Source organism: Methylobacterium sp. J-030 (assembly GCF_022829545.1).
Taxonomy (GTDB): Bacteria; Pseudomonadota; Alphaproteobacteria; order Rhizobiales; family Beijerinckiaceae; genus Methylobacterium.
In genome coordinates this window covers 1-7,091 of record NZ_JAKSYM010000064.1, presented here as the reverse complement: position 1 = coordinate 7,091, position 7,091 = coordinate 1, and the positions used below count along the sequence as shown (strand labels likewise).

General features: G+C 73.6%; 8 protein-coding genes and 1 pseudogene. 7 read left to right on the top strand and 2 right to left on the bottom strand.

The window, feature by feature from the left end:
- The 5 genes from MKK75_RS03625 to MKK75_RS03605 all read left to right on the top strand — a co-directional run.
- A partial coding sequence (locus MKK75_RS03625; protein ID WP_244041271.1) for a molybdopterin-dependent oxidoreductase occupies nt 1-1,022 on the top strand: 1,022 nt, incomplete at its 5' end.
- Nucleotides 1,023-1,033: 11 nt separating this feature from the next.
- Nucleotides 1,034-1,375, top strand: coding sequence for a cytochrome c (locus tag MKK75_RS03620; protein WP_244041270.1), 342 nt, complete (start codon nt 1,034-1,036; stop codon nt 1,373-1,375).
- A gap of 59 nt (nt 1,376-1,434) precedes the next feature.
- On the top strand, nt 1,435-2,529 hold the full coding sequence (locus MKK75_RS03615; RefSeq protein WP_244041269.1) for a YeiH family protein: 1,095 nt from the start codon (nt 1,435-1,437) through the stop codon (nt 2,527-2,529).
- A gap of 322 nt (nt 2,530-2,851) precedes the next feature.
- The gene (locus MKK75_RS03610; RefSeq protein ID WP_244041268.1) at nt 2,852-3,943 is read left to right on the top strand and encodes a hypothetical protein; all 1,092 of its coding nucleotides are present in this window, start codon (nt 2,852-2,854) and stop codon (nt 3,941-3,943) included.
- Between the two features lie 48 nt (nt 3,944-3,991).
- Entirely contained in the window at nt 3,992-4,522 is a 531-nt protein-coding gene (locus tag MKK75_RS03605) for a hypothetical protein (RefSeq protein ID WP_244041267.1), read from the top strand.
- Nucleotides 4,523-4,717: 195 nt separating this feature from the next.
- Here MKK75_RS03605 and MKK75_RS03600 read toward each other — a convergent pair whose 3' ends face one another.
- Entirely contained in the window at nt 4,718-4,993 is a 276-nt protein-coding gene (locus MKK75_RS03600; protein WP_244041266.1) for a GNAT family N-acetyltransferase, read from the bottom strand.
- A 231-nt stretch (nt 4,994-5,224) separates the two neighbouring features.
- Here MKK75_RS03600 and MKK75_RS03595 point away from each other — a divergent pair, with 231 nt between their 5' ends.
- Both MKK75_RS03595 and MKK75_RS03590 read left to right on the top strand, forming a co-directional pair.
- Nucleotides 5,225-5,572, top strand: coding sequence for a hypothetical protein (locus tag MKK75_RS03595; protein WP_244041265.1), 348 nt, complete (start codon nt 5,225-5,227; stop codon nt 5,570-5,572).
- A 371-nt stretch (nt 5,573-5,943) separates the two neighbouring features.
- The gene (locus MKK75_RS03590; RefSeq protein ID WP_244041264.1) at nt 5,944-6,624 is read left to right on the top strand and encodes a DUF5666 domain-containing protein; all 681 of its coding nucleotides are present in this window, start codon (nt 5,944-5,946) and stop codon (nt 6,622-6,624) included.
- A 328-nt stretch (nt 6,625-6,952) separates the two neighbouring features.
- On the opposite strand, the pseudogene MKK75_RS03585 reads toward MKK75_RS03590, so the two are convergent.
- Nucleotides 6,953-7,091, bottom strand: a pseudogene (locus MKK75_RS03585) (porin family protein); the annotation flags it as partial.

Sequence of the window (7,091 nt, the reverse complement as noted above, 5' to 3'; positions counted from 1 at the left end):
TGGAGACGCCGTTTGGGGTGTTCGACGAGGGCGCGATCACGCCCAACGACGCGTTCTTCGTCCGCTACCACCTCGCCGACATCCCCACCGCGATCGACCCGCAGACGTTCCGGGTCGCGGTGACGGGCCATGTCGAGCGGCCCCGCGCCCTGTCGCTGGCCGATCTCAAGGCCCTGCCGGGGCAAACCGAGATCGTCGCGGTCAACCAGTGCTCGGGCAATTCCCGCGGCTTCTTCGCGCCGCGCATCGCCGGCGGGCAGCTCGCCAACGGCGCGATGGGCTGCGCCCGCTGGACCGGCGTGCCGCTCAAGACCGTGCTCGACGCGGCCGGCGTGAAGGCCGGCGCCGTGCAGGTCGCGTTCGGGGGGCTCGACGGGCCGGTCCTGCCCGAGACCCCCGACTTCGCCAAGGCGCTCACCCTCGAGCACGCGCGGGACGGCGCGGTGATGCTGGCCTGGGGCATGAACGGGCAGGACCTGCCCTGGCTCAACGGCTTCCCGCTGCGCCTCGTCGTGCCGGGCTTCTACGGCACCTACTGGGTCAAGCACCTCGACAGCATCGCCGTCCTCGATCACCCGTTCGAGGGCTTCTGGATGACGACCGCCTACCGCATCCCCGACACCGCGTGCGCCTGCACCGAGCCCGGCAAGGCGCCCGACAGGACCGTGCCGATCGGCCGGCTCAACGTCCGCTCCTTCGTGACCAACCTCGCCGACGGCGCGCAGGTGACGGCCGGCCGCGTGGCCCTGCGCGGGATCGCGTTCGACGGCGGCTCGGGCATCGCGGCCGTCGAGGTCTCGGCCGACGACGGCCGGACCTGGAGCCCGGCCCGGCTCGGCCAGGACCTCGGCCGCTACGCGTTCCGGACCTGGACCGCGCAGGCCGATCTGGCGCCGGGCCCGCATGCCCTGCGGGTGCGGGCGACCGGCAACGACGGCGGCACCCAGCCGATGGAGCCGCGCTGGAACCCGGCCGGGTACATGCGCAACGTCGTCGAGACCACCCGCGTGCGGGCGGCCTGAGGGAGATCGCGATGTCCAGGTTCCCCGTTCTGCCCGGCGCCGCCCTCGGGCTCGCCGCCCTCCTCGCCGCCCTCCTCGCCACGGCCGCGCGTGCCGCGCCCGAGACCTACGCGCTGCCGGAGCCGACCGCGCAGTTCAAGGCGCCGCCGGGCGGGGAGCACGCGGCCGGCTTCCAGGCCGCGCAGGAGACCTGCATGACCTGCCACTCGGCGGATTACGTCGCCATGCAGCCGCCCGGGAAGGGGCCGGCGTTCTGGGACGCGGAGGTCGCCAAGATGGTCAAGGTCTACCGCGCCCCGATCGCGGCGGCGCAGGCCGCGGCCATCGCGGCCTATCTCGGCGCGACCTACTGAGGGCCGGGGCCGGCGGGGAGCAGCCACGGGCGGGGAGCCGCCATGGGCGGGGAGCAGTCATGACAGCCAGGACCGTCGACCGCCTTGCGGCGGGACCCGCCGACCGCGCCCGCGGATCCGTCTGGGCCGGGGCGGTCGGCCGCCTGCTTCCGGGGCTCGTGCTGTGTTGCCTCATCACGGGGGCGGCGCAGGCGCTGCAGGCCGGGGAGGAGAGCCTGACCGGCCATCCCTACCTCGAGGCCCTGGTGCTGGCGATCCTGCTGGGGACGGCCTTGCGCACCGCCTGGGTGCCGGGGGCGCGGTTCAAGGCCGGGATCGCCTTCTCGGCCAAGCAGGTGCTGGAGGTGGCCGTCACCCTGCTCGGCGCCTCGGTGAGCCTCGGGGCGATCCTCGCCTCGGGTCCGGCGCTGCTGGCCGGCATCGTGGGGGCGGTGGCGCTGACCATCCTGGCGAGCTGCGCGCTCTGCCGCGCGCTGGGCCTGCCGGTGCGCATGGCGCTGCTGATCGCCTGCGGCAACGCGATCTGCGGCAACTCGGCGATCGCGGCCGTGGCCCCGGTGATCGGCGCGGACGGCCGGGACGTGGCGGCGGCGATCGCGTTCACGGCGGTGCTCGGCGTGCTGATGGTGCTCGGCCTGCCGCTGCTCGTGCCGCTGGCGGGCTTCAGCGAGCATCAGTACGGCGTCCTGGCCGGGATGACGGTCTACGCGGTGCCGCAGGTGCTGGCCGCGACCGTGCCGGTGGGGGCGCTGGCCACGCAGGTCGGCACGCTGGTCAAGCTGGTGCGGGTGCTGATGCTCGGCCCGGTGGTGGTGGCCCTGTCGCTGATCGCGCCGCGGCTGCCCGCGGCGGGGGCCACGGGCAAGGCCGCCCCGGGCCGGCTCGGCTTCTCCAGGCTGGTGCCGTGGTTCATCCTGGGCTTCCTGGCGCTCGCCAGCCTGCGCTCGCTGGGGCTGATCCCGGACGGCTGGGTCGGGCCGCTGGCCCGGATCGCCGGCGTCCTGACGATCGTGTCGATGGCCGCCCTGGGCCTGGGGGTCGATGTCCGCGTGCTGGCCCAGGTCGGCGGCCGGGTGACGCTGGCGGTCACCGCCTCGCTCGCCGTGCTCCTGGCCATCGCCGTCCTGCTCATCCGCGCGCTGGCCATCGGCTGAGCGCGCCGCCGGGATCGCGGTCGCGTCTCTGCCGGCCTCCGAGACGGATGCCGCGACGCCGCCGCTGTCCGCGCCGTGACGTCCGCGTGAGGGAGGCCGCATTCGGCCGCATGGACTGGACCGGGCGCGAACGCGTGCGCGACCGGCCCGGCGCACGCGCCGCCGCATCGGATCCCGGTCCGGCGCAGGCGCGCGCCGAAAGACCGGCCCGGAGCCGTGCCGGATACCGGACCGCCCCTCGGGCCGTGCCCGCGTCGATCGGCGATTTCATGAGGATCCCTCGGTCCTTGGACCCTTTTCGGCCCAGCCGAGTTTCCTACCCATGTTACAGCGTAGCCCTGTCTATGTGGGCGACCTGAAGCCCCTCGGTGCGGCCCGGCCCATCGTGGTCGTCAGGCGCGCTGATGGCTTGTCGTCATGGGCGACGATCGCGATCTCCTGCGCTCTGACCCTCGCGGCGTTCGCCGCGGGTGCCGCCTGGCTCAATGCCCAGGGCGGCCGGCCCGGCCCGACGGCGTCACGCCGGGCCGCACCTCTGACACCGGGCGAAGCGGTGCGGCCGGCGACCTTCCCGTCCTGGGTCGAAGTCCCGCATCTCGGGGCGCAGCGATCGGCCGAAGACGATCCGGATGCCTCACGCGCACCGCCCGGACCACGCACCTTCCTGGATCCGAACCCCGCCCCGACGGCCGGACAGCCGGGGCGCCTCCCCCCGCGCGCCAACCCGCACCTGCCGCTGCTGAGCCGCGCTCCCTACGACACCGCAGGCCTGACGCGCGCGCAGCCGCCTGTCCGGGCGGAGCCTGTCGAACGCCAGGACGCCGCGCCGCCGATCCTGCCGCCCGCGGCGACGCCCCTCGAACCGGAGGCGTCCCCGTCGCCGCAGGATCCGGCGGAGACGCGGGCGCAGCACGTCCTTCCGCCGGATCAGACCCCTGTATCGACGCTGCCGCCCGGATCGGCCCCGGTGCAGGCCCCGGTGCAGGCTCCGGCCGTGGTCGCCGTTCGCCCGGCACCGGCGATCAGTGCCGAGCCTCCGCCGCGACGGATCGCGACGCTCGGCCCGGATCCGGCGCAGCAGGGGGTGGATCGAACGAACCCGAGCGCATTGCCGCGCGACGCGGGGGCTGTCGAGGCGCCGATCCTGAATCCCGGACCGGCGCGGCCCGCGCGGTCGCTCAGGCGGCCGAAAGCCGTCACGGCCTCCCCGGCGGCGCGGGTGCCCGCCCGCGACACGGAGCAGACGGCGAGCATCATCACCCTGCCGCGGCCGGCCCGAGGGCGGATCGATGCCGGCGCGGTCGCCCACGCCGTCCTGCACCGGTCGCGATCCGATCGCTCGGCCGTCGACGCCGCGTCGCCCGCGCCATCCTCACCCTGGACGCTGCCCCCTTCCCTTGCGCCGACGGACTAGCTCGATGCCGCGGCCCCTCGTTCACCCCCGCGAAAAAGGAGAGCCGTGATGTTGCTTCGTTCGATCTGCTGCACGACCATCATTTCCGTCCTGGCAGGACCCGCCCTGGCCCAGGATGCGCCGGACACCTCGGCCGCCACGTGGCAGATGCCCTGGCAGATCGCGCCGATCGGGCCCGCCTCATCCGCGGCCGGCGAACAAACCATCCTGTCGGTCGTCCCCGGCACCGGCTTGGTGAAGGGCACGCCCGTCGCCCTGCAATCGATCGGACAGCCCCTGCCCGCGATTCCAGGCCGCAACCGCACGGTGGACACCTGCCGCGCCACCGTCATGAGCGAGGCGACGAAGGCGGGCGCCAAGCAGGTCGAAGCGGTCTCGGTCGGGGCGGACAGGACGGACAAGAAGGGCGACTACTTCGCCCCCGTGCTGTTCCGCATCACTTACGAGCGGCCGATGATGTACGAGGTCCGCGAGGCTGCGATGATCTGCGTCGTCAACCGCCAGGGCGGCATCGTGGATGCCTACATGCCGGCCGACGACACGGTGCTCACGGAGTGGACGGCGCTGAAGCGCCGGTGAACTGACCGGTTGGCGGGGACGCTCTTGAGGCGCCGTTGCGGTCCCGCCTGTCCGACCCGCGCGTCCGCCACACGACCGGGTGCGGCGGGCGCTCGCGCCACCACGGGAGGACGTCGGGTCGCGGGCCGGCCCGAGTCCCGGACCGGGATTGCGCCCGCGACCGCGATGGCGGCCTCGATCGCGACGCGGCGTTCCTCACGCGAGCAGGTCGCGATGCGCGGGATGACCCTGCAGCCAGGCCCGGGCGTAGCCGCACAGGGGCACGATCCGGTCGCCCCCTGAGCGGGCCTGCGCGGCCACGCCTGCCATGAGCCGGTCGGCCGCGCCTGTGCCGCGCAGGACCGGCGGCGCGTACACGTAGGTGATCACGAGCTGACCCGGCTCGCGACGATAGCGCGCGAAGGCCGTCGCGTCGCCGACCTGCAGTTCGAACCGGCCCTGCGCGGCGTTGTCGCGGATCGTCTGGATCATCGTCGCCCTCGGCTTCGCCCGGGAAGCACCCCGCGGACACGGGCCTCAGGCCTGCGAGCAGGTCCCGGCTGCGGCGCAGGAGCAGCCCGCCCCGGGGGACCCTTATAGCGAACCGTGATGAGCCTGCCGCATCGGGATTCGTCCGCGCCCCGTCGGCCCGCGTCCTCGGTCCGTGCCGACGGGGCACGTCGCTCGGCGACGAACCGCGCGCGCGTGTCCGGGTTGGTGTGGATGGCACGCCTCGATCTGGAACGAATGCCGCCGGTCCTGGCGGCCCTGCTCACGCCGTGGGACCGGGCGATCGGGACCGCGGGCCCCGGCATGGGCGGCCATGTCGTTGCGGTGGCAGACAATACGCTGTCGGCCTTGGGCCATCGGGTCGTCCCGACCCCTCGTCTGGAGCGGGCGTTTCGCGATGCCCGGGCGGCGACCGAAGCCCTGGCCGCCGCGCTCGATGGTGCGACGATCCTGCCGTTCTGGCGGCGCGACGCGGCACGGGAGTCCCTGGGCGAGTTGGCCGTCTGGCTACGCCGCGCGGAGCCGAACGCGGTCACGAAGGACCTTGGGCTGGGCTGGTAGAGACCGCCCGCGCGGGCGCCTGCGCCGGCGCGTCCCTGACGACGACGGGCGAGCCGGGCACCGGCGGCCGCACGAGGCGTTCCCGCCGATGCCGCGGCTGTATCGCGGGCGCCGTCCGAGCGTCCGACAATCCCCGCCGCCGGTCCAGGGTCGGGCGGGCGTCGACGCCGGCGGCCGGATCGGATGCAGGACGGCGCTCGTCCCACCCGCCATATCCGCCGCGCCCGCGGCGGCCTTGCAGCGTCGTCGGACAGGCGATTGACTCGAACGATGGGCGCGGGCCGGGACCGATGCGTTACAAGCGGACGGAGCCGGACCGGCGCGGATGAGGTTCCCCCTCGATCCGTTCGCCCCGAATGCGGGAGAGGCCCATGAAGCCGTTTCTGATGCCAGCCGTCGTGAGCCTGCTGGCGCTGCCGGGCGCGGCACGCGCTGCCGCGCCGCCCGAACGCGTGAGGGGCACCGTCGAAGCGGTCGACGCCGGATCGATGACCGTGCGCACGATCGATGGCGGCGTCGAGACCATCGCCCTGACCAAGGATACGAAGGTCGTCTTCCTGATGAGATCCAGCCTCGGCGCCATCACGAGCGGCTCATTCATCGGGACCGCCACCAAGGGCGACAATCCGCCGACGGCGCTGGAAATCCACATCTTCCCCGAGTCGATGCGCGGGACCGGTGAAGGGCACCGCGACTGGGACACGATTCCCGATACCCTGGCCGGCGGCGGGCGGGTGAGGAGCGCCATGACGAACGGAACCGTCAGGGCTGCTCCGGCTCCCGGGCCCAGGGTCAAGAGCGCGATGACCAATGGCACGGTGTCCAGGACCGGTGCCGCCGATGGCGCGCAGACGCTCACGCTGACCTACGACAACGGTCAGTCGAAGACGGTGGCCGTATCCCCGCAGACGCCGATCATGGCCTACGAGCCCGCGGATCAGTCGGCCCTGCGACCCGGCGCCAAGGTCTTCGTCACCGCCGAGCGTGACGGCGGCCGACTCACCGCGGTGCGGGCCGCGGTGGGCAAGGATGGTGTCACGCCGCCGATGTAGCTGGCGGCGCGCACGAGGCCGGCGCGGTCGGCCCGTGACGCCCGGAGGCTTTGGGGATTCGACGTGCCATGACGGTCCGACGGGTTGTGGCGACGTCCCGGTCCGGCATGGCCGTTCGGCGACCGGACCGGATCGAGGGACGAGAAACACCCCGGGAGCGGGTGCTCCCGGGGTGTCGCCGACCTCGCGGCCAGTTTGATCGGGCTGGGGATGCAAAGGTCAGCCGGACGGCTGCTCTTCGACGGCGGCGCGCGGTGAGGAGGACCAACTACCCCTCGCCCGCCACCATACCTCCCGGCATCGCTGCCGGGAGCAGATCCATCCGATCTCAGTACGAACCGAACTTGTAGTTCAGGCCGGCGCGGACGACGGCGAACTCGTCGGCGCGGCGTCCGATCGGGCTGGAATAGGCGGGGACGAGGTTTGCGGCGTTGACGACCAGGACACCCTGGTTGCGGGTGTTGCGG